Origin of the sequence: Marilutibacter maris, assembly GCF_003233695.1 — a bacterium.
GTDB classification, from domain to species: Bacteria; Pseudomonadota; Gammaproteobacteria; order Xanthomonadales; family Xanthomonadaceae; genus Marilutibacter; species Marilutibacter maris.
In genome coordinates this window covers 1,494,768-1,520,461 of record NZ_CP029843.1, presented here as the reverse complement: position 1 = coordinate 1,520,461, position 25,694 = coordinate 1,494,768, and the positions used below count along the sequence as shown (strand labels likewise).

The 25,694-nt window shown below is 70.0% G+C and carries 21 protein-coding genes and 1 tRNA gene; 14 read left to right on the top strand and 8 right to left on the bottom strand.

What is annotated here, in order from left to right; all coding sequences use genetic code 11:
• Nucleotides 1–53 precede the first annotated feature (53 nt).
• Both C9I47_RS06660 and grxC read right to left on the bottom strand, forming a co-directional pair.
• Nucleotides 54–449 (bottom strand): carboxymuconolactone decarboxylase family protein, encoded by a 396-nt coding sequence (locus tag C9I47_RS06660; RefSeq protein ID WP_111266054.1) that lies wholly within the window; start codon nt 447–449, stop codon nt 54–56.
• A gap of 127 nt (nt 450–576) precedes the next feature.
• Nucleotides 577–855, bottom strand: coding sequence for a glutaredoxin 3 (gene grxC / locus C9I47_RS06655; protein WP_170288219.1), 279 nt, complete (start codon nt 853–855; stop codon nt 577–579).
• Nucleotides 856–1,114: 259 nt separating this feature from the next.
• On the opposite strand from grxC, the gene C9I47_RS06650 reads away from it, so the two are divergent.
• From C9I47_RS06650 to C9I47_RS06620, 7 genes are all read left to right on the top strand, one after another.
• A complete protein-coding gene (locus C9I47_RS06650; RefSeq protein ID WP_111266052.1) occupies nt 1,115–2,779 on the top strand; it encodes a M48 family metalloprotease in 1,665 nt (554 codons plus the stop codon).
• A 540-nt stretch (nt 2,780–3,319) separates the two neighbouring features.
• Nucleotides 3,320–4,015, top strand: a complete 696-nt coding sequence (gene phoB / locus C9I47_RS06645) for a phosphate regulon transcriptional regulator PhoB (protein WP_111266051.1) — start codon at nt 3,320–3,322, stop codon at nt 4,013–4,015.
• Between the two features lie 118 nt (nt 4,016–4,133).
• Nucleotides 4,134–5,483, top strand: a complete 1,350-nt coding sequence (gene phoR, locus C9I47_RS06640; protein WP_111266050.1) for a phosphate regulon sensor histidine kinase PhoR — start codon at nt 4,134–4,136, stop codon at nt 5,481–5,483.
• A 32-nt stretch (nt 5,484–5,515) separates the two neighbouring features.
• On the top strand, nt 5,516–7,615 hold the full coding sequence (ppk1, locus tag C9I47_RS06635; protein ID WP_111266049.1) for a polyphosphate kinase 1: 2,100 nt from the start codon (nt 5,516–5,518) through the stop codon (nt 7,613–7,615).
• Between the two features lie 53 nt (nt 7,616–7,668).
• Entirely contained in the window at nt 7,669–9,198 is a 1,530-nt protein-coding gene (gene ppx / locus C9I47_RS06630; RefSeq protein WP_111268004.1) for an exopolyphosphatase, read from the top strand.
• Between the two features lie 175 nt (nt 9,199–9,373).
• On the top strand, nt 9,374–10,519 hold the full coding sequence (locus C9I47_RS06625) for a glycosyltransferase family 4 protein (protein ID WP_111266048.1): 1,146 nt from the start codon (nt 9,374–9,376) through the stop codon (nt 10,517–10,519).
• 19 nt (nt 10,520–10,538) lie between these two features.
• Nucleotides 10,539–11,060, top strand: a complete 522-nt coding sequence (locus C9I47_RS06620; protein ID WP_111266047.1) for a phosphatase PAP2 family protein — start codon at nt 10,539–10,541, stop codon at nt 11,058–11,060.
• A 328-nt stretch (nt 11,061–11,388) separates the two neighbouring features.
• Here C9I47_RS06620 and C9I47_RS06615 read toward each other — a convergent pair whose 3' ends face one another.
• The 5 genes from C9I47_RS06615 to creB all read right to left on the bottom strand — a co-directional run bounded on the left by C9I47_RS06615 (nt 11,389) and on the right by creB (nt 16,739).
• Nucleotides 11,389–12,300 carry a nitrilase-related carbon-nitrogen hydrolase gene (locus C9I47_RS06615; protein ID WP_111268003.1) on the bottom strand — a complete coding sequence of 304 codons (912 nt, stop codon included), beginning with the start codon at nt 12,298–12,300 and terminating at the stop codon, nt 11,389–11,391.
• A gap of 32 nt (nt 12,301–12,332) precedes the next feature.
• Complete coding sequence (locus tag C9I47_RS06610) at nt 12,333–12,944, bottom strand: GNAT family N-acetyltransferase (RefSeq protein WP_111266046.1); 612 nt, start codon at nt 12,942–12,944, stop codon at nt 12,333–12,335.
• Nucleotides 12,945–13,095: 151 nt separating this feature from the next.
• Nucleotides 13,096–14,460 (bottom strand): cell envelope integrity protein CreD, encoded by a 1,365-nt coding sequence (gene creD, locus C9I47_RS06605; protein WP_111266045.1) that lies wholly within the window; start codon nt 14,458–14,460, stop codon nt 13,096–13,098.
• A 96-nt stretch (nt 14,461–14,556) separates the two neighbouring features.
• A complete protein-coding gene (creC, locus tag C9I47_RS06600; RefSeq protein WP_111266044.1) occupies nt 14,557–16,029 on the bottom strand; it encodes a two-component system sensor histidine kinase CreC in 1,473 nt (490 codons plus the stop codon).
• Nucleotides 16,030–16,046: 17 nt separating this feature from the next.
• On the bottom strand, nt 16,047–16,739 hold the full coding sequence (creB, locus tag C9I47_RS06595) for a two-component system response regulator CreB (protein ID WP_111266043.1): 693 nt from the start codon (nt 16,737–16,739) through the stop codon (nt 16,047–16,049).
• A gap of 132 nt (nt 16,740–16,871) precedes the next feature.
• Between creB and C9I47_RS06590 the strand changes: the two genes are divergently transcribed.
• Nucleotides 16,872–17,729, top strand: coding sequence for a 23S rRNA (adenine(2030)-N(6))-methyltransferase RlmJ (locus C9I47_RS06590; protein ID WP_111266042.1), 858 nt, complete (start codon nt 16,872–16,874; stop codon nt 17,727–17,729).
• Nucleotides 17,730–17,751: 22 nt separating this feature from the next.
• Here C9I47_RS06590 and C9I47_RS06585 read toward each other — a convergent pair whose 3' ends face one another.
• Nucleotides 17,752–18,666: a cation diffusion facilitator family transporter gene (locus C9I47_RS06585; RefSeq protein WP_111266041.1), complete on the bottom strand. Its 915-nt coding sequence runs from the start codon at nt 18,664–18,666 to the stop codon at nt 17,752–17,754.
• Nucleotides 18,667–19,042: 376 nt separating this feature from the next.
• Here C9I47_RS06585 and C9I47_RS06580 point away from each other — a divergent pair, with 376 nt between their 5' ends.
• The 6 genes from C9I47_RS06580 (at nt 19,043) to C9I47_RS06560 (ending at nt 25,675) form a co-directional block, all read left to right on the top strand.
• Nucleotides 19,043–19,606 carry a GNAT family N-acetyltransferase gene (locus C9I47_RS06580; RefSeq protein WP_111266040.1) on the top strand — a complete coding sequence of 188 codons (564 nt, stop codon included), beginning with the start codon at nt 19,043–19,045 and terminating at the stop codon, nt 19,604–19,606.
• Nucleotides 19,607–19,744: 138 nt separating this feature from the next.
• On the top strand, nt 19,745–20,791 hold the full coding sequence (locus C9I47_RS06575) for a class I SAM-dependent methyltransferase (RefSeq protein WP_111266039.1): 1,047 nt from the start codon (nt 19,745–19,747) through the stop codon (nt 20,789–20,791).
• A gap of 118 nt (nt 20,792–20,909) precedes the next feature.
• Entirely contained in the window at nt 20,910–24,458 is a 3,549-nt protein-coding gene (mfd, locus tag C9I47_RS06570; protein ID WP_111266038.1) for a transcription-repair coupling factor, read from the top strand.
• A 111-nt stretch (nt 24,459–24,569) separates the two neighbouring features.
• A tRNA-OTHER gene (locus C9I47_RS06565) sits at nt 24,570–24,662 on the top strand.
• A 324-nt stretch (nt 24,663–24,986) separates the two neighbouring features.
• A complete protein-coding gene (locus tag C9I47_RS17480) occupies nt 24,987–25,286 on the top strand; it encodes a hypothetical protein (RefSeq protein WP_145985441.1) in 300 nt (99 codons plus the stop codon).
• On the top strand, nt 25,286–25,675 hold the full coding sequence (locus C9I47_RS06560) for a hypothetical protein (RefSeq protein WP_111266037.1): 390 nt from the start codon (nt 25,286–25,288) through the stop codon (nt 25,673–25,675). The genes C9I47_RS17480 and C9I47_RS06560 overlap by 1 nt, the downstream gene beginning before the upstream one ends.
• Nucleotides 25,676–25,694: the final 19 nt, after the last annotated feature.

The window sequence follows — 25,694 nt, the reverse complement described above, 5'->3', positions numbered from 1 at the left end:
GCGGGGCGGGCATCGGCACCCGGGAATCGAGCCGGGCCCGAGCCCGGCCGTGCTCAGGCGTGGTCGTGCGCGGGAGCGGTCGCGGTGACGTCGTCGCCGCGCTCCAGCCGGTCCAGAAAGTCCACCGCGCGGCGCATGTGCGGGATCACGATCGAGCCGCCGACCACCAGCCCGACCGAGAACGCCTCGAACATCTCCTCCCGGCTCACTCCCGCCTCGCGGCACTGGGCGACGTGGTAGCTGATGCAGTCGTCGCAGCGCAGCACCATCGACGCGACCAGGCCGAGCAGCTCCTTGGTCTTCACGTCCAGCGCACCGCCCTGGTAGGTCTGGGTATCGAGCGCGAAGAAGCGCCGCACCACCTGGTTGGGCTCGGCGAGGATGCGTTCGTTCATGCGCTTGCGGAACGCGGTGAACTCGGCGATACGGTCGTTGCTGTCGTTGCTCATGGGGTGTCCGGTCGAGAAAGGGGTGGCCGCTTCGCCAGTCCCTCCGGCGAAGCGGTCCGGGTTGCGGATCGTGCGGTCCGGCCAGCCGTGGCCGGAAATCCGGTCGGCGCCGCGCGGGCGGCCCGCCTCAACCCGCCAGCAGCGGATCGAGACCGCCGGCGCGGTGCAGCGCGATCATGTCGTCGTAGCCGCCGACATGGGTATCGCCGATGAAGATCTGCGGCACGCTGGTGCGCCTCGCCCGCTCGATCATGCGCGCGCGCTCGGCCGGATCGAGGTCGATCCGCACTTCCTTCCATTGCTGCCCACGGCTCTTGAGGAAGTTCTTGGCCGCCACGCAATACGGGCAGATGGCCGAGGTGTAGAGGGTGATCTCGGGGCCGGTACGGTCGGTCGGGGCGTTCAAGTGCGGACTCCTGTGGAAACTCGTGGCGCATGCCGTGGTCCAAGCATGCCGACGGAGGGAATATGGGCCCCGCGGGCGCGCTTTTCCAGCCGATCGGATACCACCACCGGCGGAACGCAGCGTGGCAGACTGGCAACGGCTCCCGACCCGGTTACCGGAGATTCACGCCATCGACGGCGAGCCGGCCCATGCTCGGGGCCACCTGCCCGCACCTGTCCGCCGACGATCCGTTCCCTCGCAGAGGTTCCATCGCAGCGCCATGTCCCCGCAACGCATACGCCCCCTCGCCGCCGCCGTCACCCTGGGCCTGGCCATCGTCTGTACGCCGGCGCGCAGCCCGCACGCCCAGGACGCCAAGCTGCCGGATATCGGTTCGTCCGCCGGTGAGCTGCTCAGTCCCGTGCAGCAGGAGCAGTACGGCGCGATGATGCTGGCGCAACTGCGCCACTACGAATACGTGCTCGAGGACCCGCTGATCGACAGCTGGCTGGAGAGCATGGGCAACCGCCTGGCCGCGCACAGCGACCGGCCGGCCCAACCGTTCACCTTCTTCATGATGCGCGACCGGCAGATCAACGCCTTTGCCACCCTCGGCGGCTACATCGGCGTCAATGCCGGCCTGGTGCTGGCCAGCGAACGCGAGGACGAGGTCGCCGGCGTGCTCGCCCACGAGATCGCCCACGTCACCCAGTACCACGTGCTGCGCGGCGTCGAACGGGCCCAGCGCGACCAGGTTCCGATCCTGCTGGCGATGCTCGGCGCGCTGGTCGCGGCCCAGGCCGCCGGCGGCAACTCCGCCGACGACGCAGCCCAGGCGGCGATAGCCAGCGCGATGGGGTTGATGCAGCAGCGGCAGATCGACTACACCCGCTCGAACGAGCAGGAAGCCGACCGCATCGGCATCCAGACGCTGGCCCGAAGCGACTACGACCCGGTCGCGATGGCCGATTTTTTCGCGACGATGCAGGCAAAATCACGGACGAACGCCGCGGGTTACTACGACTTCCCCGACTATCTGCGCACCCACCCGGTGACCACGATGCGGATCACCGAGGCCAAGCAGCGCGCCGAGCAGCTGGCGGGCCCCGGCGGCGGCTCGGTCTGCGTGCGCGCGCCCGACGGCAGCGACGCGTGCCGCGACGAGCCGGCCGGCCAGCCCCGCTACGACACCGGCGGCAGCCTCAACCCCCTGCTGCCGCAGAATCTCAAGCCGAACCTGCTCGCCACTTCCGCCGCCGGCGGCACCGGCCTCTACGATCTGGCCCGCGAGCGCCTGCGTGTGTTCAGCGCCAGCACCCCCAGCGTGGCCCTGCGCGAGTACGACGGCATCGCCGGCAGCCGCGGGCTGAGCGAGGCGCAGCAATACGGACGCGCGATCGCGCTGCTGCGCGCCAGCCGCCCCGGCGAAGCCGCACGGGCATTGTCGGACCTGCTCGCCAAGCGCCCCGGCGACACCTGGGTGACCCTGGCATTGGCCGAAGCCGAGGCGCGCAGCGGCAAGCACGCATCCGCCGACAGCCGCTTCGAATCGCTGTTGCGACGTGCGCCGGGCGACCGCGCGATCGCCCTCACCTATGCCCGCACCCTGGCCGAGCGCGACACCCGCGAGGCCGGCCAGCGCGCCCAGGCGGTGCTGCGCCCCCTGCTGGCGCGCTCGGGCGAGGATCCGGAGTTCCAGCAGGTCTTCGCACGCGCCTGCGAGATTGCCGGCGACCCGGTCCGCGCCGGCGAGGCCTATGCCGAGGCGGCCTACCTGAACGGGCGTCCGGAACTGGCCCTGGTCCGCCTGGAAAACCTGAAGAAGCGCGACGACCTGGATTACTACGCCCGCGCCCGGATCGACTCGCGGATCGCCGCGATCACCCCGACCGTGCTCGAACTGCGCCGCCAGGGCATCCGCGACGAGGACCTGCGCAAGCGCTGAGGGGGGAACGATATCCGGCTGCGCCCGGATATCTCCCAAGGTTTGCTGCGCAAACCTCGGGCCCCACCGTTGCGCTGCCACACCCCCATTCGCGCTACGCGCGAATCGCCCCCTGACTCAGGGGGCTGGGTTACGCGCCTTGGTGTCGTAGGAGCGGCGTGAGCCGCGATGGGCCTTCATGGGAAAGCCATGTCGCAAGCCATGTCGCGGCTTGCGCCGCGCTCCCAAGGCCCTATCCGGAACAAAGGCCGCGCCGGAGGGGGATTTCCGTACCCCGCAAGGGCCTCTGGTACGGACAACCGCCGCTTGGCGGCTGACGATGTCACGCGACAGTCACAAAACCGTAGTCTACTGATGCCGCTTCGGAGGGCGGACCCGGCGCTGGAGATCGGAGGCACCGCAGCCGTGAACGCGCCGCGGACCCGGTCCGCATGCGCCCCACGAAGCCGGAACCGGCCGCGGCCGGACTCCGTCGGCTCGGAAAGCCGCCAGGCCGGCGCGCCTCCGAGATGGCTCGCATCAACCCCCACTGGTGACCGCGTGCAGAAGCGCATCCTGATCGTAGAAGACGAACCCGCCATCCGTGACATGGTCTCCTTCGCCCTGCGCAAGGGCGAGTACGAACCGGTCCATGCCGGCGACGCCCGTGAAGCGCAGTCCGCCATCGCCGATCGCGTGCCCGACCTGATCCTGCTCGACTGGATGCTGCCGGGCACCAGCGGACTGGAGCTGGCCCGGCGCTGGCGCAAGGAGTCGCTGACCCGCGAGATTCCGATCATCATGCTCACCGCCCGCGGCGAGGAAAACGACCGTGTCGGCGGCCTGGAGGCCGGCGTCGACGACTACGTGGTCAAGCCGTTCTCCGCGCGCGAACTGCTGGCGCGGATCCGCGCGGTGCTGCGGCGCTCGCGCGAGGACGACGAGGACGGCAGCGTCGCGGTCGGCAATCTGCGCATCGACGGCGCCGCCCACCGGGTGTTCGCCAGCGACCAGCCGGTCCAGATCGGCCCCACCGAATACCGCCTGCTGCACTTCTTCATGACCCACCCCGAGCGCGTGTACTCGCGCACCCAGCTGCTCGATCACGTATGGGGCGGCAGCGTCTACGTCGAGGAGCGCACCGTCGACGTGCACATCCGGCGCCTGCGCAAGACCCTGGAACCGCACGGCCTGGACGGCATGGTGCAGACCGTGCGCGGTTCCGGCTACCGGTTCTCGGCCTCGGTCGAGGCCTGAACGGGGACACCGCGGGAGCGGCGCGAGCCGCGACCAAGCCCTACCCGCGCCTGCGATCGCAGCCCGTGCCACCCCCACCGAAGCCACGCGCCGGACCGACAACAACTAGACTTGCCCCATGCCTCCCCGCGCTCGCTCCGCCTGGTTACGTACCCTCGGCCTGCTGGTCCTGATCCTGGCCGCCGCCACCGCGGCCGGCCTGCTGGTGGGCCAGTTGTTCCCGGTGCTGGCCGCGACCGCGCTGGGCGTCGTCGCCTGGCACTACTGGCGCCTGCGCAAGGTGCTGACCCGGCTGACCGCGCGCCAGCGCCTGGCCCCCTCGAACGGCAAGGGGGTGTGGAACGAACTCGACCGCCTGCTGTACCGCAGCCAGGCCGAGATGCGCGGCCGCAAACGGCGGCTGATGGAGATGCTGCGCGCCTACCGGGCCGCCGCCACCGCCCTGCCCGACGCGATCGTGGTGGTGGAACGCAACAGCCAGCGCATCCAGTGGTTCAACGAGTCCGGCACCCGCCTGCTGGGCCTGCGCTATCCCGACGACATCGGCACCTCGCTGGTGCAGCGCCTGCAGCCGCTGCCGCTGGCGCACTGGATGGCCGCCGGACGCAATGCCGAGGCGCTGGAGACGATGTCGCCGCTGAACCCGGCGATCACCCTCAGCCTGCGCCTGATACCGTACTCGGAGAACCTGTGGCTGCTGGTCGCGCGCGATGTCAGCCGCCTGCTGCAACTGGAGCAGATGCGCCGCGACTTCGTCGCCAACGTGTCCCATGAGCTGCGCACGCCGCTGACCGTGATCCACGGCTATCTCGACATGCTCGACCCCGAGGAGCAGCCGGACTGGGCGCCGATGCTGGCGGAGATGCAACGGCAGTCGCAGCGCATGACCCAACTGGTCGAGGACCTGCTGACCCTGTCGCGGCTGGAATCGCAGGACCGGCTGCAGAGCGAGGAGGTCGTGTCGATGGCCTCGATGCTCAACACCCTGCGCCGCGAGGCGCTGGCGCTGAGCCAGGGCCGCCACGACATCGAGGTCGACGACGCGGTCGACCTCGACCTGTACGGCTCCGGCAAGGAACTGCACAGCGCGTTCTCCAACCTGGTCAGCAACGCGGTGCGCTACACCCCCGCCGGCGGCCGCATCCAGATCGCGCTGCGCGCCGACGACCATGGCGGCGCGGTGCTGCAGGTCGCCGACAGCGGCTACGGCATCCCCGCCAACCACCTGCCGCGCATCACCGAACGCTTCTATCGCGTGTCCACCAGCCGCTCGCGCGAAAGCGGCGGCACCGGCCTGGGCCTGGCGATCGTCAAGCACGTGCTGAACCTGCACGAGGCCACCCTGGAGATCGCCAGCGAGGTCGGCCGCGGCAGCGTCTTCTCCTGCCGCTTCGGGCCGTCGCACGTGCGCCGGCGCGACGACGCCGCGGACCCGGCCCGGGACGATCGCACCACCTCCACCTGCTGACCGCCCGCGGCCCCGCCCTGCCAGGAAAGCCAATGAACGACGCCACCGAACCCTCACTGCCCAGCGACACGCCGCCCGTGGCCTCGTTGTACGACGGCTCCCTGTACTTCAACCGCGAACTGTCGCAGCTGGACTTCAATTTCCGGGTGCTGGCGCAGGCCCAGGACGAGCGGGTGCCGCTGCTGGAGCGGCTCAAGTACCTGTGCATCTCCTGCACCAATCTCGACGAGTTCTTCGAGATCCGCGCCGGATCGCTGCGCCACGCCCAGGACCTGGGCCTGCTGCCCGGTTCCGACGGGCTGGCGCCGGCGACCGTGCTGTCGCGCATCCACGACCGCGCCGCCGATCTGGTGAGCGCCCAGTACGAGTGCTGGAACGGGGTGCTGCGTCCGGCGCTGGCCGAGGCCGGCGTGCGCGTGCTCAGCCGCGACTCCTGGAACACCCGTCAGAAGCGCTGGCTGCTGTCGTACTTCCGCGACGAGATCATGCCGGTGCTGTCGCCGCTGGGACTGGACCCGGCGCACCCGTTTCCGAAGATCCTCAACAAATCGCTGAACATCGTCGTCGTGCTCGAGGGCCGCGACGCCTTCGGCCGCGCCGGCAACCTCGCCGTGGTGCGCGCGCCGCGCTCGCTGCCGCGCATCATCCAACTGCCCGAAAGCGTGTCCGGCGGTCCCAACGACTTCGTATTCCTGTCCTCGGTGCTGTCGACCTTCGTCGACGAGCTGTTCCCCGGCATGGAGGTCAAGGGCGCCTACCAGTTCCGGGTCACCCGCAACTCCGAACTGCTGGTCGACGAGGAGGAGGTCGACAACATCGCGCTGGCATTGCGCGATGAGCTGGTCGGCCGCGGTTACCTGCGCGCGGTGCGGCTGGAGATCGCCGAGCAGTGCCCCGACGACATCGTCCGCACCCTGCTGGAGAACTTCGACCTCAACGAGAACGCGGTCTACCGGATCAACGGTCCGGTCAACCTCAACCGGGTGACCCAGGTCTACGACCTGGTCGCGCGCCCGGAGCTGAAGTTCCCGCCGTTCCACTCGCGACAGCTGAGCGGCAGCGAGGCGATGTTCGAGCTGATCGGCCGTGGCGACGTGCTGCTGCACCACCCGTTCGACGCCTTCACCCCGGTGCTCGAACTGCTGCGGCAGGCGGCCGAGGACCCGCACGTGCTGGCGATCAAGCAGACCCTGTACCGCTCGGGCAAGGACTCGCCGATCGTCGAACAGCTGATCCAGGCCGCGCGCAACGGCAAGGACGTGACCGCGGTGGTCGAGCTTCGCGCGCGCTTCGACGAGGAGGCCAACCTCGGTTTCGCCGATCGGCTGCAGGAGGCCGGCGTGCAGGTCGTCTACGGCGTGGTCGGCTACAAGACCCACGCCAAGATGCTGCTGATCGTGCGTCGAGAGGACGGCCGCTTGCGCCGCTACGTGCACCTGGGCACCGGCAACTACCACTCCGGAACCGCGCGCCTGTACACCGACCTGGGCCTGTTCACCGCCCATCCGGAGATCGGCAACGACGTCCACCTGGTGTTCCAGCAGCTGTCCGGACTGGCGCCGGCGATCAAGCTCAAGCGCCTGCTGCAATCGCCGTTCACCCTGCACGACGGCGTGCTCAAGCGGATCGAGCGCGAGACCCAGCATGCCCGCAACGGACGCCCGGCCCGGATCGTCGCCAAGATGAACGCCCTCAACGAACCGCAGGTGGTGCGCGCGCTTTACCGCGCCTCGCAGGCGGGCGTGAAGATCGACCTGATCGTGCGCGGCGCCTGCACCCTGCGACCGGGCGTGGCCGGCGTCTCGGAGAACATCCGCGTGCGCTCGATCATCGGCCGCTTCCTCGAACACCACCGCGTGTACTGGTTCGGCAACGACGGCGAGCCCGACCTGCTGTGCTCCAGTGCCGACTGGCTGGAGCGCAACCTGCTGCGCCGGGTCGAGACCTGCTTCCCGGTCCTCGACCCCGAGATCGCCGCGCGCGTGCACGCCGAGACCATCACCAACTATCTCGAAGACAACCTCAACGCCTGGGAACTGCAGGCCGACGGCAGCTACGCCCGCCTCGAGCCCGACCCGGGACATCCGCCGCACTCGGCGCAGTCGGCCCTGCTCGCGTCGATCTGCGGATGAGCCACTGGCCTGCCGGGCTGTTCTTCAACAGCCCGGTAGGCGATCATTTCCGCATGAACGGACTGCTCCACGCGGCACGACTCCCCCTGAAGGATGGCGACCTGGTCGCCGCGGTGGACCTGGGGTCCAACAGCTTCCACATGATGGTGTCCCGCTACACGCTGGGACAGTTGCGCATCGTCGATCGCCTGCGCGAGACGGTGCGCCTGGCCGAGGGCCTCGACGGCAAGGGCGGACTGGCGCCGGAGGTGAAGGCGCGCGCGCTCGACTGCCTGGCCCGCTTCGGCCAGCGCTTGCGCGACATCCCGCCGCAGCGGGTACGCGCGATCGCCACCAACACGGTGCGCCGGCTGGCCCAGCCGCAGGCTTTCCTGGTCCCGGCCGAGACCGCCCTCGGGCATGCGATCGAAGTGGTGTCCGGCCGCGAGGAGGCACGCCTGATCTACCTGGGCGTCGCCCATGCGCAGCCGCCCAAGCCCGACCAGTTACGCCTGGTCATCGACATCGGCGGCGGCTCCACCGAGTGCATCATCGGCTCGGGCTTCGAGGCCATCGAACGCGAGAGCCTGCAGGTCGGCTGCGTCGCCAGCACCCGCCGCTTCTTCGGCAACGGCAAGCTGTCGAAGAAGAAATGGAACGCCGCGCTGGCCGAGGTCAGCGCCGAATTCCAGCAATTCACCGGCGCCTACCGGGCCCTGGGCTGGAACGAAGTGCTGGGCGCCTCCGGCACCTGCAAGGCGATCGGCGAGATCTGCCGGTCGATGAAGCTGACCAAGGGTGCGGTCACCGCCGAGGCGCTGCCGCAGGTGCGCGAACGCCTGCTGCAGGCCTCGACCATCGCCGACATCGACCTGCCGGGCCTGTCGAACGAACGCCGACCGGTGATCGCCGGCGGCGTGCTGGTGCTGGAAGCCGCGTTCGATGCGCTGGGCCTGCAACGGATGATGGTCAGCAAGGCGGCGATGCGCGAGGGCGTGCTGTACGACATGGTCGGCCGCGGCGGCGCCCACGATCCGCGCGAGACCGCGGTCGCCGCGCTGATGCAGCGCTACGACATCGACGCCGGCCAGGCGCGCCGGGTCGAGGCCACCGCGCTGCGGCTGTTCGACCAGGCCGCCGAGGCCTGGGCGCTGGACGACGACGACCGGGTGATGCTGGTCCACGCCGCGCGCCTGCACGAGATCGGCCTGGCGATCGCCCACAGCCAGTACCACGTGCACGGCGCCTACCTGGCCGAGAACTCCGACATTTCCGGCTTCTCGCGCCAGCAACAGCAGTTTCTCGCCGCCCTGATCCGTACCCATCGCCGCCGGATTCCCAAATCCGCGTTCGACTCCCTGCCCGACCGCCTGCTCGACCCGGCCCGGCGCAGCGCCGCGCTGCTGCGGCTGTCGGTGCTGATGCACCGCTCGCACGAACCCGACCCGATGCCCCGGCTGGACCTGATCGTCGACGGCAACCATCTGGCGCTGACCCTGTCGCGGCGCTGGCTGGAGGCGCGTCCGCTGCTGCAGGCCGACCTCGAGGGCGAGACCGGCGACATCGCGGGACTGGGCGTGTCGTTCGAGTTCGTCACCGACTGACGACCGCCGCGCACCGGCGCCCGCCCCGGCTTTCGCGCCCGCTTCATGAGCGCCGGCTGACCGCCCGGGCCCGGCCGGCGCCTGCGTCATCCGCGCGTCACCTGACTGCAACGACGACTACACCTGTCCGCCTCAGGATGCTCGCAACCCTGCCGAGGGGCCGGGGGAGGCGTGCATGCGCTACACCATCGTCACCGAGACCTACCCGCCGGAGATCAACGGCGTCGCACTGACCGTCAGCGGCCTGGAGCGTGGTCTTCGCGCCCGCGGTCACGAGGTCGGCGTGGTTCGTCCGCGCCAGGGCGGCGATGACCGCGCGGACGCGCACGAGCAACTGGTGCCGGGTCTGCCGCTGCCGCGCTATCCGGGGCTGCGCTTCGGCCTGCCCGCCGGCCGCCGGCTCGCCGCGCACTGGCGGCGGCAGCGTCCCGACGCGATCTACATCGCCACCGAGGGCCCGCTGGGCTGGTCGGCGCTGCGCACCGCCCGGCGCCTGCGCATTCCGGTCGCGGCCGGGTTCCACACCCGCTTCGACGAGTACATGCGCGACTATGGCCTGGCGTTCATGACCGGCCCCGCACTGGCGTGGATGCGCCGCTTCCACAACCGCGCCGATGCGACCCTGGTACCGACCCACGAACTGGCCCGCTTCCTGCGCGACAACCGCTTCGACAACGTGGTGCGGCTGCCGCGCGCGGTCGACACCCGTGCCTTCGACGCCGGCCATCGCGATGCCGGGCTGCGCCGCAGCTGGGGCGTCGACGACGACGGTCTGGCCGTGCTCTACCTGGGCCGGATCGCCGCCGAGAAGAACCTCGAACTGGCGGTACGCAGCTTCCGCGAGATCCAGCGGGTGCGCCCGGAGGCCCGCTTCGTCTGGATCGGCGACGGTCCCGAGCGGGCCCGACTGCAGCAACAGCATCCGGACTTCGTGTTCTGCGGCATGCAGCGCGGCGAGTCGCTGTCGCGCCACTGCGCCAGCGCCGACCTGTTCCCGTTCCCCAGCCGCAGCGAGACCTTCGGCAACGTGACCCTGGAAGCGATGGCCAGCGGGGTGCCGACGGTCGCCTTCGACTACGGCGCCGCGCGCGAACACCTGCGCGACGGCCGCGACGGCGCCGCGATCGCCGATGGCGACGACGATGCCTTCGTCGCCGCCGCGGTCCGCATCGCCGGCGACGAACCACTGCGGCAGGCGATGTCCCGCGCCTGCCGCGAAGCCGTCAGCGCGCTGCGACCCGAACAGGTCGCCGCCGATCTCGATGCCGTACTCGAAGGGCTCGCCAGGAGAAGCCGCGATGCAACGGTTGCCACTGCATAAACGACTGATCGACGGGGCGATGCACGGCGACTCGGGCTGGTGCCTGCGCGCCAACCGCTGGGGCGAACGGCGCAGCTCGTCGTGCAGCTACTTCGCCGCGATCAGCCGACTCGGCGACGGGGTGTTCTGGTACGCCTTGATGGCGGTACTGGTGCTTGCCGACGGCATGGCCGGCCTGGCCGCGTCCGCGCACATGGCCGCGACCGGACTGATCGCGCTGACCCTGTACAAGCTGCTCAAGCGCTGGACCCGGCGCCCGCGGCCGTTCGCCTCCGACCGCCGCATCCACGCGCTGATCGCGCCGCTGGACGAGTTCAGCTTCCCGTCGGGGCACACCCTGCACGCGGTCGCCTTCAGCCTGGTCGCCTGCGCCCACTACCCGCTGCTGGCGTGGCTGCTGGTGCCGTTCACCGCCAGCGTGGCGCTGTCGCGGGTGGTGCTGGGCCTGCACTATCCCAGCGACGTGCTTGCCGCCACCGGCATCGGCACCGCGCTGGCCGCGTTGTCCCTGTGGCTGGTGCCCGGGGTCAGCCTGTTCTGAGCGCTGCTGAAGGGCGCGACCGGTCGAACGGCGTGAGTCGCGATTCCCGGGCCTTGCCCGGATACCTGTCAAAGTTTGCCGCGCAAGCATCGGGCCCCGCCGGTGCGCCTCCACGCCCCATTCGCGCTGCGCGCGAATCGCGCCCGCACCAAGGGGCAGGAGCAAACGTCTCGATGCCGTAGGAGCGGCGTAAGCCGCGATGGGACTTCCCATGAATGCCTCATCGCGGCTCACGCCGCTCCTACAGGGGGGCGGCATCCGGGCCTTGCCCGGATACCTGCCAAAGTTTGCCGCGCAAGCCTCGGGCCTCCGCCGATGTGCGCTGCGGCTACGGTCTGGTGCCCACCAGCTTCGCCCTGACGATCGCCGGTGCGTGCTGGCCGGGCCAGTCGCGGTCGTTGGCGACCTGGGCCTGGGCGCGAGTGGCGTCCAATGCGGCGAAATCCAGCGCCGCCACCGCCCAGCGCGCGTCGCCGCGGGTCGTCGCCAGCACGCCGTCGGCGGGCAGGCCCACGTCCATCGGCGCGTACACCGCCGCCTCGCCGGTATTGCGGTCCAGCGCCGGACTCCAGGGCGCCTCGCCGGCGGTGACCGACTGCACGACGAAACAGCGGTTCTCCAGCGCGCGCGCCAGGCAGCCGATCCGGACCCGGGTCGCGCCGGCCTCGGTATCGGTGCAACTGGGCACGACCAGGACCCGCATGCCGGCCTCACGCTGGGCCCGCACCGGCAACGGGAACTCGCTGTCGTAGCAGACCGCGGTGCCGGCGCGCACGCCATCGACCGGATAGACGCCGAGCGCATCGCCCGGCTCGATCAGACCAATCCCGTCGCCAACGAGCTGCTTCTCGAATCCGGTCAGCTGCAACTTGTCCTGCCAATCGTGTCCGCCATCCGGCGCGAAGCGGTAGCTGCGGTTGCGATAGCGGCCATCGCCGGTCGCGAGCAGGAAGCTGCCGGCGACGACATGCATGTCCAGCTCGCCGGCCAGACGCGTGAACAACCGCATCCACGGCGCGTGCAGGGACTGGATCGCCTCCAGCGACGCGCCCAGGTCGGCGTGGACCGCCGGCGCAAAGGCCGCCGCCAACTCCAGCGACAGGTACTCCGGCAACACCGCCAGGCGCGCGCCGAGCCGGCGCGCCTCGCCCAGCCAGTCGGCCTGCTTGCGGGCGAAGCCGTCGAAATCGAAGCCGGCCGGCCGTGGCTCGATCCGGTACCTGGCGGCGGCGACCTGCAGTGGGGACGGCGCCGTGTCCGTCGCGGATGCGATCAAACCGAACGCTCCAGCGGACGCAGCCAGTAGCGCAGGGTGTGCCCGACCTCGCCGCTGCCGACTTCGCGCCAGGGCATCGTCACCGCCAGGCGCGAATGCGGGGTGTAACGGCGCCGGCGCCAGAAGGCGTCGTTGTCGCGGTGGAACGGCGGTCGGCGCGGATCGTCGGCGGCGCGCTCGACCGCGCAGAACCCGGTCCAGGCAAAACCGCCGACCGATCGCGCGTGCGCCTCGCGCTCCTCGAAGAAACGGTGACCGAAGCCACGGCCGCGATAGCGCGGCAGCAACACCGATTCGCCGCAGTAGAACACCTCCGCCGGGTCGATCGAGGCCTCGGCAAAGGGTGCGCGGAAGGCCGCTTCGGCGTCGACCAGCGGCAGGCCGGTCGAAGCGCCGACCACCGTGTCGCCGTCGAGCACCAGCACCACGACGCTGAACGGCGAGTCGAGATAGACCTGCAGGTACTTCGCCTCGTAGGCGGCATCGCCGTCGTACAGGTAGGGCCACTGACGGAAGACCTCGCTGCGCAGGCGCGCCAGGTCGTCGACGTAGGGGGCGATTGCCGGACCGGACACCACACGGATGGCGGGGGAGATATGCGCGTCCATCTCGCGATTCTAGGGGCAGCGGACCGGCCGCGGAGACCGCCCATGCGGCAAAATCCGCCGTAGCGCCGCCGGATGGCCCTTCCATGGGCCTTGGACCACTCCTTCGTTCACCCGGGGGACAGCTTGAGCGCCCTGCCGCCAGCGGCGCGCATCAGCCGGCGCGGCGCCCGGCCAGTTGGTACCAGTCGACCTTGCGGGTCACCGTCATCAGCGCCGCCAGGATCACGAACAACAGGCCCGAACCCAGCACCAGGGCGTTGTCCTCGGACACCAGCAGGCCGTACAGCGCCGCGTACAGCAGGCCCAGCATGGTCGCGAAGCCCAGACCGCGGCCGACGCTGCGCAGCACCGCGCTGAGGTAGAAGCCCAACAGGCCGATGCAGGCGGCGGCGGCGATCAGGTAGGCCCAGCCGAATGCGATGTGCTCGCTCAGGCTCACCAGCAGCAGGAAGAAGATCGCCAGCGCCAGTCCGACCAGGCCGTACTGGATCGGGTGGATCGGCAGGTGCTTGACCAGCTCGAAGATGAAGAAGCCGACGAAGGTCAGCAGCACGAACAGCAGGCCGTACTTGGTCGCGCGGTCGGCCTGCGAGTAGACATTGACCGGCTCGACCAGGGTGACCCTGACCGCATCGAGCGAGCCGGAGGTGTCGAACATGTAGCGCTCGCCGCTGACCGGATCGAGCCCGACCTCGGGCAGGTGCCGGCCGTCCAGGTACTGACGCTGGGCGTTGGTCGCCACCGAGGCCACCTGCCAGTCGGCGCTGAAGCCGTTGTCGTCGATCTCGCGGCTGCGCGGCAGGAAGCTGCCGGAGAAGCGCGGGTGCTGCCAGGTCGAGTCGATCGCGAAGTCGTTGTTCTTGCCCAGCGGCACCAACGACAGCGACTCGGTGCCGCCGAGGGTGAACTCCAGGCGGGTATCGAGCACCAGTTGTTCGCCCTGCTCCGGCGCCGCCAGCTTCACGTGCACGCCGGCACCGCTGCCATCGCCGAGGCCGTCCTCGATCTCGACGCTGTTGCCGTTGAGCCGCATCTGCGGCGGCGCCAGCAGGCCGCGCACGTCGGCGATTCCATAGCCCAGCCGCGCCTCGCCGACCCTCAGATTGCGGCTGCCGTCCTCATCGCGCGGGATCGCGGCGCGGAATGTCGCCTGCGCGACCGCCTCCCACTCGTAGACCCGGACCTCGTGCAGGCCCAGCCTGCGGGTTTCGGGACGCAGCGGTCCGCCCACCTCCAGGGTCTGCGGGAAGAACACCCATTGCCCGTCGCGGTCGCGTTCGACCAGGCGCGGCTTGCCGTCCTCGTCCTCCTCCTCGACCAGCACGGTCTCGGTATACGGCACCACCAGCACCGGCCCGGCGAACGCCTGCGCCCCGGCGTAGCTGCGCGCGACCTCGGCCACCGCCTCGGCCCGATACTGCTGACGCTCGCCGATCACGCCGCGCACCATCAGCAGCGGCACCAGGATGGCCAGGGTCATCCCCGCCACCATCAACACCTTCAACCACAGTCGCATGTCCCTCTCCTGTCGAACATCGTTGCGAGGCCGACAGGATCGGCGGCGGTTGCGGAGCGACGATGGCGCGACGGTGAAGCGAGGGTGAAGTGATGTTCAGGACGGCGGTGGCACCGGCAGCCACAGACTGGCGACCGCCCCCCCGCCGTCGCGGTTGCGCAGCGCCGCGCGGCCGCCGTGCAGGGCCGCGACCTCGGCGACGAAGCTCAGGCCCAGCCCGCTGCTGCGGCTGCCGCCGTCCGGCCGGGCCAGCGAGTAGAAGCGCTCGAACACCCGCTCCAGCGCATATCCCGGGATGCCGGCGCCGCGATCGCGCACATCGATGCGCAGCCCGTCGCCATCGACATCGACCGCGATCTCGACCCGGCCACCGCGGGCGGAGAAGTCGGCGGCATTCTCGATCAGGTTGACCAGCGCCTGGCGCATCAGGAACGCATCGCCGAGCACCCGCGGCGCGACATCGCCGGGCATCACCCGGCACGACACCCCGGCCCGCTCCAGCCCCGGCCTTGCGGCGTCGGCGGCCTCGGCGATCAACACGTCCAGCGCCAGCGGCTGCGGGTTCTCCAGGCGCTGCCGGTGCTCGACCGAGGCCAGCGCCAGCAGTTTGTCGATCATCTGCGCCAGCCGCTCGCTCTGGTGGCGGATGCTGGCCGCGAAGCGGGCGCGATCGGCTTCGGCCATCGCCGGCGCGGTCCCGCCCTCGCCGCCCTCGTGCGCGCCCTCCAGCAGCTCGGCACTGCCGCGGATCGCCGCCAGCGGGCTCTTCATCTCATGGGTCAGCGTGTGCACGTACTGTTCGACGTACTGCTTGCCCTCCAGCCGCGTGCGCATGGTCTCCAGCGCCTCGCCGAGCGCCTTGAACTCGCCGCTGGACTTCGGCGGCAGGGTGCGCTCGCCGGCGGTGACCTCGCCGGCATAACGCTGCAACCCCTGCAGTTGCCGCGACAGCCACCATGCGGCGACCACTCCGACCGCCAATGCCACCCCCAGCAGCAGCAGGCCCCACGACAGCACCACCCGTTGGCTGCGGGCGATGAACGGCTCGATGGCGCGGTTGGGCTTGGCCACCGTCAGCGAGCCGACGATGCGGCCGTCGACATCGCGGATCGGCGCGGCGACGTGCATCACCGTCGCATTCGGGGCGTCGGGGCTCTCCGGGCTGGAACGGGCACCGTAGCGGCCGCGCAGGGTCAGGTAGACATCGTTCCAGCGCGAATAGTCCTTGCCCAGGTCGCGACCGCTGCTGTCGAACACCACGATGCCGCGGGCGTCGGTGATGTAGACGCGGTACTGGGCGGCGCGCTTGCCGAAGCCCCAGATCTCGGCGCCGAGATCGCGCCGTTGCAGCGCGCGGATGCGGCCGGCGAAGGCGCCGTCGTCGATGCGCCCGGCGAGGAAGTCGTCGGTCGCCAGTTCGGCCAGCACGTTGGCGCTGTCAACCAGGGTGTCCTCCATCGCCTGGCGCACGCCGGGCTTGACCTCGGCCAGGAACACCCGCGCCAGCAGCATCGCCGCCAACGCCACGATCAGGAAGTAACCGAGAAAAATCCGCAGTCCGATCTTCATGGCCGTGCCGTCGTCGCTCAGACCATGCCGGCGTCGCCGCCGCCGACGTCGATCGAATAGCCCAGGCCGCGATGGGTCCGGATCGGATCGGCATCGCCATCGAGTTCGCGCAGCTTGGCGCGCACCGTCTTGACGTGGGTGTCGACGGTACGGTCGCCGCTCTCCAGCGCATCGCCCCAGACCCGGTCCATCAACTGGGCCCGCGACAGCACCGCGCCGGGACGCTGCAGCAGCGCGGCCAACAGACCGTATTCGTAGCGGGTCAGGTCCAGCAGCTGGCCGCGGTAGCGGATCCGGCGGCCGTCGCAATCGTGTTCGAAATCGCCGGCGGCCTGCACCGGCCCCGCCTGGCGCTGGCCGCGGCGCAGCACCACCCGCACCCGCGCGACCAGCTCGCGCGGCGAGAACGGCTTGGTCACGTAATCGTCGGCGCCCAGTTCCAGGCCGAGGATGCGGTCGATCTCGCCGTCCTGTGCGGTCAGGAAGATCACCGGCAGGTCGCGGTGCCGGCGCAGCTCGCGGCACAGGTCGAGCCCGCTGACGTCGGGCAGGCCGATGTCGAGGATCGCCAGATCGTGCTGGACGGCGCCGGCCAGCCGCCGCGCCTCGTCGCCGGTCAGGCAATGGTCGACGCCGAATCCCGCCGCCTGCAGGGCGTACTGCACGGTGGCGGCGATCGCGGTTTCGTCTTCGACCAGGAGAATGCGCATGGGGTTGGAGCCGGGCAGCGGGGGCCGGCTAATCTTATGCAATTCACGGCCGGCCGCCCCGATCGCGTACCCACGCACACCGCTGCGCGCGCAACAGGCAGAATGGACGTACGTCCCTGCCCCCGGCACCCCATGAACTATCGCCATGCCTTCCATGCCGGCAACCACGCCGACGTCCTCAAGCACGTGGTGCTGCTGGCGGTCTGCGACGCGCTGACCGCGAAGCCGGCGCCGCTGTTCGCGCTGGACACCCATGCCGGCCGCGGCCTGTACCGGCTCGACGCCGACGCCGCCCGGCGCACCGGCGAGGCCGCCGACGGGATCGGCCGCCTGCTCGAACTGCCGCGCCAGTGCGCGCCGCTGGAGCGCTACCTGCGGGCGGTGCAGGCCTGCCGGATGGCGCACGGCGCCGAAGCCTACCCGGGCTCGCCCTGGCTGCTCGCGCACGCATTGCGCGAACACGACCGCGTCGCCGCCTGCGAACTGCAACCGGAGGAAGCCGAGGCCCTGCGCACGGTCTTTTCCCGCGACCCGCGCGTCGCCGTCCATCAGCGCGACGGCTATGCCGCGCTCAAGGCGCTGCTGCCGCCGCGGATCGGCGACACCCGTTTCGCCCGCGGCCTGGTCCTGATCGACCCGCCCTACGAGGCCCAGCTGGAGGAGTTCGACCACGCGCTGGCGGCGCTGCGGCAGTCGCTGGAGCGCTGGCCGCAGGCGGTATACGCGCTGTGGTACCCGATCAAGCGGCGGCGCTCGCTGCAACCGTTCCTGCGCCGCGCGGCCACGCTGCCGGCGAAATCGTCCTTCGTCGCCGAACTGATGGTGCATCCGGACGACTCGCCGCTGCGGATGAACGGCAGCGGCCTGCTCCTGCTCAATCCGCCCTGGCGGCTCGATACCGCCCTGGCCGCGGCCCTGCCCGAACTGGTCGCCGGACTCGGCCAGGCCGGCGCCTGCTGGCGCCTGGACTGGCTCAAGGCCGCGACCTGAGGCTCAGAGCCGGCTCACGCGCTCAGATCCCGGCCTTCACGTCCGGCTCGAAGAAGCTCCAGCGCACGTCCGGGAAGGTCTGCTTCAGCGCGCGCTCGACGCCGTTGATCCGTTCCACCAGGGAACGGCTGTCGCCGCTGTCGCGCATCTGCGCCTGCACCGAGACCATCATGTCGTTGCCCAACTGCAGGGTGATCAGGCTGATGACCCGCTCGATCTCCGGACGGGTGTCGAGGAAGGCGCGGATCTGGCGCTGGCGTTCCGGGTCCACGCTCTGGCCGATCAGCATCGCCTTGACCTCGACCGCGACCAGCACCGCGATCACGATCAACAGCACGCCGATGCCGATCGTGCCGACCGCATCCCAGATCGGATTGCCGGTGACCACCGCCAGCACCACCGCGACCAGGGCGAACATCAGGCCCAGCAGGGCCGCGAGGTCCTCGCCGAAGATCACCACCAGCTCGCTCTGGCGGCTCTCGCGGAACCACTGCCAGATCCCGCGGTCGCCACGCGACTTGTTCACTTCCTGCATGCAGGCGCGCATCGAGATGCCCTCCACCACGATGCCGAAGATCAGCACGCCGACCGCCCACCACCACTGCTTCAGCGGCTCGGGGTGCTGCAACTTGTGGATGCCCTCGTACAGCGAGAACATGCCGCCGACCGAGAACAGCATCACCGCGACCAGGAACGACCAGAAATACACCGCCTTGCCGAAGCCCAGCGGGTGATCGGGCGAGGCCGGGCGCTTGGCCTGCTTCATTCCCAGCAGCAGCAGCCCCTGATTGCCGCAGTCGGCCAGCGAGTGGACGGTCTCGGCCAGCATCGCGCCTGAGCCGGTGAAGAACGCTGCCACGCCCTTCGCGCAGGCAATCGCGAAATTGGCGCCCAGCGCGAAGAAAATCGCTCGGGTCGAATCACCACCACCGGCCATCGGGTCACTCCATCGGTTTTTTGGGGGACGAATCGGAGCGCATCCATCCTGGACACGCCCGGACAGCGTCCGCGCGCTGCACCGCGCGCGGAGTCGCGTGGATCGCGGCCATGCCGGCCCGATCACGCACCTGCCTTCCTGGCTCGCGGACCGGCATCGCGTCGGCGCGACGCGCCGGTTGCGCAGGCGGCGCGAGTCTAGCATCGGCCGGCGACCGCCGGTGATGGCGGCGCGCCCCGGGCACGGGCCGGCGCGACCGCTCCCGCCGTCGGTTGCCGTTACTGATGGCAGACGCCGGCCATCGGCCACTGGCGTAGAAGAGGACGTGACAGCCGCATGAAGAAGTCGCCCCCACCCCCTGTGCGATCATTTGCCCATGGCCTTGCGTGAACGGCTCCCGCCCTGGCACGAATACCAGCGCCTGCCCAACGGGCGCGAGGTGCTGATACGCCCGATCCGGCCCGAGGACGCGGTTCCATTGCGCGAGGGCTTCAGCCTGTTGCAGCCCGACGAGGTCCGCCAGCGCTTCCTGCACGCGGTCAAGGAGCTGACTCCGGAAGCGGCCGACCGCTTCTCCCGGGTCAACCCCAAGACCGAGTTCGCCCTGGTCGCCGCCGAGCCGCTGCCGCCCGGCGAGGCCCTGGTCGGAGCGGTCGCCCGGATCGCGATCGACGATGCCAGCAACGACGCCGAGTTCGCGATCCTGGTCAGCCATTACATCGCCGGCATGGGCCTGGGCCGCTACCTGATGACCCGGTTGGTCAAGTGGGCGCGCGGCAAGAAGGTGCATCGCGTCTACGGCGACGTGTTCGAGCACAACCAGCCGATGCTGCAACTGGCGCAGTCGCTGGGCTTCGTCCGCGAGCACATGCAGGAAGCCCCGGGACTGGTGCGGGTGGTGCTCGACCTCGAGCCGCCGCCGCTGCAGGCCGCCTCCTGAGTCCGCGTCCGACCGCTGCCGCCCGCGCCTTCGCGGGCGCGTCCGTTTCTGCCTCCGCATTCCGTTGACAGCAGGACAGGGGAGCCTGCGGCGGGCCGCGCCGCGTCCCCACGGATGGGCCCGACTCCAGGAGCCCACATGATCGACCAGGACCGCCTCAACCAGTTCCTTGGCCGCGCACTCGGCGACCTGGGCGGCGCGATGAGCGCCACCCTGGTCCTGATCGGCGACCAGCTCGGCCTGTACAAGGCCCTCGCCAAGGGACCGACCAGCTCGGCCGGGCTGGCGGCGAGCACCGGCACCCACGAGCGCTACGTGCGCGAATGGCTGGCCAACCAGGCCGCCGGCGGCTACGTCGAGTACGACCCGGCCAGCGACACCTATTCGATGACCGAAGAGCAGGTCCTGTGCATGGCCGACCCGGACAGCCCGGTCGACGTGCCCGGCGCCTACAGCATCATCGAGGCGGTGTTCCACGCGCTGGAACGCACCCGCGACAACTTCCGCAGCGGCGACGGCATGGAATGGGGCGAGCATCACGCCTGCCTGTTCCACGGCACCGAACGCTTCTTCCGCGCCGGCTACAACGCCCACCTGCTCGGCGAATGGCTGCCCGCGCTCGACGGCACGGTCGACCGGCTCGGTGCCGGCGGCAGGGTCGCCGACGTCGGCTGCGGCCATGGCGCCAGCACCCTGCTGATGGCGCGGGCATTTCCCGCCAGCCAGTTCGTCGGCTACGACTACCACCCGCCGTCGATCGATGTCGCCCGCCAGCGCGCCCGCGACGCCGGCATCGACAACGCCAGCTTCGAAGTCGCCGACGCGACCGGTTACGACGGCAAGGGCTTCGACCTCATCGCCTTCTTCGACTGCCTGCATGACATGGCCGATCCGATCGGGGCCGCGCGCCATGCGCGCCGCGCGCTCAGCGACGACGGCTGCTGCATGCTGGTCGAACCCTTCGCCGGCGACAGCGTGGAAAGCAACCTCAATCCGGTCGGCCGGCTCTACTACGGCGCCTCCTCGCAGATCTGCGTACCGGTGTCGCTGGCCCGCAATGGTCCCGCGCTCGGCGCCCAGGCCGGCGAGGCACGGCTGCGCGAGCTGATGGACGAGGCCGGCTTCGGACACTTCCGCCGCGCCACCGAGACCCCGTTCAACCTGGTCCTGGAAGCGCGACCGTAGCTCGCGGCGGCACCGGCTCTGCTGTCAGGGTCTGTCAGCAGGGCCGCGTTAGAATGCGCGACCCGATCGCGCTGGGCACTGCGGTGTCCGGCGCCGCCGTCGTTTTGCGCCAGGCCCGATGACCCGATCCAAGTCCGCCCCGACCCTTCCGCCCTCCCCTCCACTGCCCCGCAGCGGCCAGCCGCGCGCCTGGTGGCGCGCGCCGGCCTCGGCCTCGGCGCTGGCCTGGCATGTGCTGCAGGCCGCGCGGACGCATGACGGGCCGTTGCTGGCGATCACCCGCGACAACCACGCCGCCCACCAGCTGGAAGCCGATCTGCGCACCCTGGTTGGCAGTGGTGCTGGCAGTGGTGCTGACGGGGGCGATGACGCGACGACGCTGCCGGTGCTCGCGTTCCCGGACTGGGAGACCCTGCCCTACGACGTCTTCAGCCCGCATCCGGACATCGTCAGCCAGCGCCTGGCGGTGCTGCACCGCCTGCCGGACCTGAGCCGCGCCAGCATCGTGATCGTGCCGGTGCAGACCCTGTTGCAACGGTTGGCGCCCAAGCGACACGTGATCGGATCCAGCTTCGACATCGCGGTCGGCCAGCGCCTGGACCTGGATGCCGAGAAGAGGAGGCTGGAGTCGGCCGGCTACCGCCATGTCCCGCAGGTGCTCGACCCGGGCGACTTCGCGGTCCGTGGCGGCCTGCTCGACGTGTTCCCGATGGGCGCCGAGCAACCGTTCCGGGTCGAACTGCTGGACGACGAGATCGACACCATCCGCGGCTTCGACCCCGAGTCGCAGCGCTCGCTGGAGAAGATCGACGCGGTGCGCATGCTGCCCGGTCGCGAGCTGCCGCTGGACGAGGCCTCGATCAAGGAGGTGCTCGACGCGCTGCGCGAACGCTTCGACCTGGATACCCGCAACAGCGCGCTGTACCAGGACCTCAAGGCCGGCGTCGCCCCCGGCGGCATCGAGTACTACCTGCCGCTGTTCTTCGAAAAGCCCGGCAGCGCCCGCCGCGAGGCCGCCGAGGCGACCGCGACCCTGTTCGACTACCTCGGCGAGCGTGCGCTGCCGGTGCTCGGCGACGGCATCCACGAGGCCGCCGACGCGTTCTGGAAGCAGACCGGTGAGCGCTACGAGCAGCGCCGCCACGACATCGAACGACCGGTGCTGACCCCGGCCGAGCTGTACCTGTCGCCCGACGCCATGCGCGAGCGCCTCAACAAGGCGCCGCGCATCGAGGTCTGCGGCGAGTCGCATCCGCAGCGCGAACGCGCGCAGGCGCTGGGCGAGCAGCCCGCGCCCAGCCTGCCGGTGGCCGCGCGCGACCACGCCCCGGGCGAGGCGCTGACCTCGTTCCTGTCCAGCTACCCGGGCCGGGTACTGATCGCCGCCGACTCGCCGGGACGGCGCGAGGCGCTGCTGGAGGTGCTGGAACCCGCGCAGCTGCGTCCGGCGACGCTGCCGGGCTGGCGCGACTTCCTCGACGGCGACGCCCGCTTCGCGATCGCGGTGGCACCGCTGGAGGACGGCTTCGCCCTGGATGCGCCGCAGATCGCGGTGCTCACCGAACGCCAGCTGTTCCCCGAGCGCGCCAGCCAGCCGCGCCGGCGCCGCCGGGTCGGCCGCGAGCCGGAGACCATCATCCGCGACCTCGGCGAGCTGCGCGAAGGCGCGCCGATCGTCCACGAGGACCACGGCGTCGGCCGCTATCGCGGGCTGATCGTGCTGGAGGCCGGCGGCGAGCCCGGCGAATACCTGGAGATCGAGTACGCCAAGGGCGACCGCCTGTACGTGCCGGTCGCCCAGTTGCACCTGATCAACCGCTACTCCGGCGCCTCCGAGGAGACCGCGCCACTGCATTCGCTCGGTGGCGAGCAGTGGAGCAAGGCCAAGCGCAAGGCGGCCGAGAAGGTCCGCGACGTCGCCGCCGAACTGCTGGAGATCCAGGCCAAGCGCCAGGCCCGCGCCGGACTGGCGATCGACGTCGACCGGGCGATGTACGAGCCGTTCGCGGCCACGTTCCCGTTCGAGGAGACGCCCGACCAGCACGCCGCGATCGAAGCGGTGATCCGCGACCTGCAGTCGAGCCAGCCGATGGACCGGGTGGTCTGCGGCGATGTCGGCTTCGGCAAGACCGAGGTTGCGGTGCGCGCGGCCTTCGTCGCCGCCAGCGGCGGCCGCCAGGTCGCCCTGCTGGTGCCGACCACCCTGCTGGCCGAGCAGCACTACCGCAACTTCCGCGACCGCTTCGCCGACTGGCCGCTGCGGGTCGAGGTACTGTCGCGCTTCAAGAGCAGCAAGGAGATCAAGGCCGAGCTCGACAAGCTCGCCGAGGGCCAGCTCGACGTGATCGTCGGCACCCACCGGCTGCTGCAGAAGGACGTGCGCTTCAAGGACCTGGGCCTGGTGATCGTCGACGAGGAGCAGCGCTTCGGTGTGCGCCAGAAGGAGGCGCTGAAGGCGTTGCGCGCCAACGTGCACCTGCTGACCCTGACCGCGACGCCGATCCCGCGCACCCTGAACATGGCGATGGCCGGCCTGCGCGACCTGAGCATCATCGCCACCCCGCCCGCGCACCGGCTGGCGGTGCAGACCTTCGTCGTGCCCTGGGACGACGCCCAGCTGCGCGAGGCGTTCCAGCGCGAGCTCTCGCGCGGCGGCCAGGTCTACTTCCTGCACAACGACGTGGAAAGCATCGGCCGCATGCAGCGGCAGTTGCAGGAACTGGTGCCGGAGGCGCGCATCGGCATCGCCCACGGCCAGATGCCCGAGCGCGAGCTGGAAAAGGTCATGCTCGACTTCCACAAGCAGCGCTTCAACGTGCTGCTGTGCTCGACCATCATCGAGTCGGGCATCGACATCCCCAACGCCAACACCATCATCATCAACCGCGCCGACAAGTTCGGCCTCGCCCAGCTGCACCAGTTGCGCGGACGGGTCGGCCGCTCGCACCACCGCGCCTACGCCTACCTGGTCACCCCCGACCGCCGCTCGATCACCCCCGACGCGCAGAAGCGCCTGGACGCGATCGCCTCGATGGACGAGCTCGGCGCCGGCTTCACCCTCGCCACCCACGACCTGGAGATCCGCGGCGCCGGCGAGCTGCTGGGCGAGGACCAGAGCGGGCAGATGGCCGAGGTCGGCTTCAGCCTGTACACCGAGCTGCTCGAACGCGCGGTGCGCTCGATCCGCCAGGGCAAGCTGCCCGACGCCGACGAGACCGAGGCCCGCGGCGCCGAGGTCGAACTGCACATCCCGGCGCTGATCCCCGACGACTACCTGCCGGACGTGCACACCCGTCTGACCCTGTACAAGCGGATCAGCGGCGCCCGCGACAAGGACGCGCTGCGCGAGATGCAGGTGGAGATGATCGACCGTTTCGGCCTGCTGCCCGACCCGGCCAAGCACCTGTTCGCGGTCGCCGAACTCAAGCTCGACGCCACCGCACTGGGCATCCGCAAGCTCGACCTGGGCGAAAACGGCGGCCGCGTGCAGTTCGTCGAGAAACCCAACGTCGACCCGATGGCGATCATCAAACTGATCCAGGGCCAACCCAAGCTCTACCGCATGGACGGCCCCGACAAACTGCGGGTCACCCTGGAACTGCCCGACGCCATCGCCCGCCTGGCCGCGGCCAAGGGGTTGCTGGTGATGCTGTCCAAGGGGGGGTGACCGGGCTGTTGGGGGCGGTGGTTCGGTCGGCGGACCCATCTCATTCTGCTCGCCCGTCGGCCTCGCCCACATCTGGGGGCCGATCTGAAAGCCGCTGCCACACAGTTCATAGCCGACGTGACGGAATTGGTAAACGTACCGCCACAGCGGTCCCAGGAGACTCAGGTCTCCCGGGTGCAGGTTCAATCCCTGCTGTCGGCTCCAGACTCAGAGCCTTGTCGCACCTGCTCGTCCACTGCCCGGCACTTGATCTGGCTCATTGGATCCCGCCCCCCTCAACATGCCGTTCACTGCGGTACAGTGCGCTCTAGCGGTTCATTCAGGCCGACGCTACTTCGTGGCACGGCTTAGTTCAGGCGCCAGGCGGCTATGGAAGCAATCGATGTCTTTGGGCCAAGGCTGAGTGCAATACTCGTTGCCCTCGCTGTCGTCTACTTCCTAATCTCGTTCGCGCCGGTGTGGTGGCCTGCGCTCAGAGCATTTCGGGCCAAGCCCCGATTGCCTCGCCCACTCTTGTTCGTTGCCACCGTGGCCGCCCTGGTCTATGGCGTGTTCTCGTTCTTGGGCTTTGCAGTGCTGCTTCCCATCGAGGCGTACAGCATCTTCATTGCGCCGTCGCTGGAGGCCGCCAATGTGACTCATGGCGCTGGCCTCCTCCGTATCTCAGGATTCCTCGCAAATTACTGGTGGGTTCTGGTTCCTCCGGCCCAGCTCCTGCTTACCTGGTACATGACCGCTCAAGTCGGTAGGTGCTGGGCACACATCTGTACGGCGCCGTCTAACAGTTCATTCAAGCCGAAATGGAAAGATCCTCACAAACTTGGCTGATGATCCGCCTCATCCTTGTCGCGTTTTCTGTGCCGGCGTGGCTTGTCATTCGGGCTGCAATGCCTGACGACTTCTCGCAGGCACCACAGTGGCACTTCCCCTTCATCGTTGTCGGCTTCACCGCGTTCGGAGTTGTCGCTTGGCGCATGTTCCACAGCGACATGGAGTGGAAACGTCCTCGCTGGAGTGCCAGCCCCTTCAATTGGTCTACGCCGCTCGAGGGGATTCATCTATCTGGGTGGTCGTTCATCGCCGGTGGGTTGGGATTGCTCGTGGCAAACCTGTTTGCTCAAGCGGCTGATTGGGCATGGGTGCTTCCGGGCAGCGTTGGATTGGGATTTCTCGTGGGAGCACATGTCGTTGCTACCGGCGATGCCCCCGACAGCTGACTCAAGCCGAAGCCGCATC

Coding starts and splice junctions, on each gene's coding strand:
- ppx (WP_111268004.1), top strand. CDS start 7,669: ATGAACGGACTGCTCCACGCGGCACGACTCCCCCTGAAGGATGGCGAC.
- C9I47_RS06650 (WP_111266052.1), top strand. CDS start 1,115: ATGTCCCCGCAACGCATACGCCCCCTCGCCGCCGCCGTCACCCTGGGC.
- phoR (WP_111266050.1), top strand. CDS start 4,134: ATGCCTCCCCGCGCTCGCTCCGCCTGGTTACGTACCCTCGGCCTGCTG.
- C9I47_RS06660 (WP_111266054.1), bottom strand. CDS start 449: ATGAGCAACGACAGCAACGACCGTATCGCCGAGTTCACCGCGTTCCGC.
- C9I47_RS06575 (WP_111266039.1), top strand. CDS start 19,745: ATGATCGACCAGGACCGCCTCAACCAGTTCCTTGGCCGCGCACTCGGC.
- creC (WP_111266044.1), bottom strand. CDS start 16,029: ATGAAGATCGGACTGCGGATTTTTCTCGGTTACTTCCTGATCGTGGCG.
- C9I47_RS06625 (WP_111266048.1), top strand. CDS start 9,374: ATGCGCTACACCATCGTCACCGAGACCTACCCGCCGGAGATCAACGGC.
- creD (WP_111266045.1), bottom strand. CDS start 14,460: ATGCGACTGTGGTTGAAGGTGTTGATGGTGGCGGGGATGACCCTGGCC.
- creB (WP_111266043.1), bottom strand. CDS start 16,739: ATGCGCATTCTCCTGGTCGAAGACGAAACCGCGATCGCCGCCACCGTG.
- C9I47_RS06620 (WP_111266047.1), top strand. CDS start 10,539: ATGCACGGCGACTCGGGCTGGTGCCTGCGCGCCAACCGCTGGGGCGAA.
- ppk1 (WP_111266049.1), top strand. CDS start 5,516: ATGAACGACGCCACCGAACCCTCACTGCCCAGCGACACGCCGCCCGTG.
- C9I47_RS06585 (WP_111266041.1), bottom strand. CDS start 18,666: ATGGCCGGTGGTGGTGATTCGACCCGAGCGATTTTCTTCGCGCTGGGC.
- C9I47_RS06610 (WP_111266046.1), bottom strand. CDS start 12,944: ATGGACGCGCATATCTCCCCCGCCATCCGTGTGGTGTCCGGTCCGGCA.
- C9I47_RS06580 (WP_111266040.1), top strand. CDS start 19,043: ATGGCCTTGCGTGAACGGCTCCCGCCCTGGCACGAATACCAGCGCCTG.
- mfd (WP_111266038.1), top strand. CDS start 20,910: ATGACCCGATCCAAGTCCGCCCCGACCCTTCCGCCCTCCCCTCCACTG.
- C9I47_RS06560 (WP_111266037.1), top strand. CDS start 25,286: ATGATCCGCCTCATCCTTGTCGCGTTTTCTGTGCCGGCGTGGCTTGTC.
- C9I47_RS06590 (WP_111266042.1), top strand. CDS start 16,872: ATGAACTATCGCCATGCCTTCCATGCCGGCAACCACGCCGACGTCCTC.